A 1780-nucleotide genomic window follows, 5' to 3' on the forward strand; every position below is an offset into this window, starting at 1 on the left:
AATAAATATGGCATAACGCACGGTTTTCAGCCCTAAGTGACAATTTAGTCATTAAGTTGCTAGCCCAGGTATGGCGCGGATCTTCATGCGTTTTCCCTGATACCGAAAAGGTGGTAAAGGCGCTTTGGTGAAGTGCTTTAAAGAAAGGATTGTTGAGGATGCCACCACCACGCCGTGTCACTGCCCTCAGTGCCAACAGCCCTTTGCGCGTGACACCCTAATGCGAGGCACACCAGCCTACAAATTCATTGGCGGTAAGGTATGGTTCAAATGAAGATAACCCCTTTAGGCAATACGTTAGGGGCGCAAGTCGATAATATCGATTTATCCCAGCTGTCAGACACTGAGTTTGCGGCGCTATACCAAGCATTTTTACGCTACAAAGTGCTTTTCTTTTGCGATCAGCCTTTATCAACCGACAACCATGTCGCACTGGCAAAACGCTTCGGCGAGCTTGAGCCACCTCACCCGTTTTTCCCACATCTGCCCGACAATGACCAAGTGGTCATAATTGAAACCAGCCGCGGCAATCCACCCAGCCAAAGCTATTGGCACACCGACATGACATGGCAAGCGGTGCCGCCCAAATGCTCGATTTTACACGCGCAATATGTGCCAGAACATGGCGGAGATACGATTTGGTGTGACATGGCAGCAGTATGGGCCGATCTAACCGAGGAAGAAAAACCGAGCTACGCCAGCTCAACACCATTCACGCACTGCACGCCTTTGAAGGTAGCCGTTACGATCATCAAGACGCCAACGGCCAGAGTGTGGTTTCGAAACGCGCTCAAGACTACCCGCCTATTCGCCGTGCCATGGTACAGACCCAACCTGAAACCGGCCAAGAAGTGCTATTTATTAACGAGCAATTTACTCGCGCGATTGCCGAGTGGCCAGAGGCTGATAGCCAACAACGGCTGGCGACACTGTTTAGTCAAGCACGCCAATCGAAATATCACGTTCGTTTTCGCTGGCAAAAGCATTCGGTGGCGATCTGGGATAATCGCGCCACCCAACACTACGCAGTAACCGATTATGGCGACGCGCCCAGACGATTGCACCGCGTCACCGTTCAGGGTGACAGTGCTCAGTAACACCTAACGGCGTTCAGGCGCGGGTATATTCATATAGATTATTGCTATGCCCATAAAGCATGATTGGGTGTTGTCGCTGAAACCCGAGTTTTTCGAGCAAACGGTTTGAGGGTTGGTTGTCCGGTAAGGTAACGGCCTGAACAGTACTCAGTCCGGTAGCTATCAGGGTTGCTTCAAGCACCGCCTCGGCGGCTTCTGTGGCGTACCCTTGCCCGGTGTGACGCGATAAAAACGCGTAGCCTAAATCTGGATATGCCAACTCATCGCGCTTGAGCACGCCGCACATACCGATGGGCTCACCATCTTCCCGCCGTTCTACCAGATTCAGGCCAAAGCCATGTGCTTGATAGCTCGCAAGCGGCCCGTGACGGAGATACTCGATCGCATCTTGTTCAGTGCGCACCTTTTTATCCGCGATATAGCGTATAAACGACGCATCATTAAGCAGCTCCACAATAAACGGCGCATCGTCGAGTATAAACTGTCGCACATTGAGCCTTTTTGACCCGCATATCAGTGTCATAAACCATTTACCTACTGAAACATCCTATCGCGCCATAATCGCATATTGGCGCGAATAAGTATCTACCCGAGTTTCCGCACCTAATTTAGGAATAAACCGCTTCGTATAACTGACCCAACAATTTCAGCAATCGTCGTTGATGCTCTCGTACACCGGTAAT

Annotated in this window: 2 protein-coding genes and 1 pseudogene; 1 reads left to right on the forward strand and 2 read right to left on the reverse strand. The window is 50.8% G+C overall.

Features of this window, described 5'->3' with window-relative positions; all coding sequences use genetic code 11:
* Positions 1–181, reverse strand: a 181-nt coding sequence (locus BZJ21_RS16740; RefSeq protein ID WP_236719588.1) for a hypothetical protein, incomplete at its 3' end; no start/stop codon positions are given.
* Positions 182–270: 89 nt separating this feature from the next.
* Here BZJ21_RS16740 and BZJ21_RS15235 point away from each other — a divergent pair.
* Positions 271–1097: pseudogene (locus BZJ21_RS15235) on the forward strand (TauD/TfdA dioxygenase family protein).
* 13 nt (positions 1098–1110) lie between these two features.
* Here the strand turns inward: BZJ21_RS15235 and BZJ21_RS15240 are convergent.
* Complete coding sequence (locus BZJ21_RS15240; RefSeq protein ID WP_077670250.1) at positions 1111–1620, reverse strand: GNAT family N-acetyltransferase; 510 nt, start codon at positions 1618–1620, stop codon at positions 1111–1113.
* Between the last annotated feature and the right edge of the window lie 160 nt (positions 1621–1780).

This window comes from Salinivibrio costicola subsp. alcaliphilus, assembly GCF_001996185.1.
GTDB lineage: Bacteria > Pseudomonadota > Gammaproteobacteria > Enterobacterales > Vibrionaceae > Salinivibrio > Salinivibrio costicola.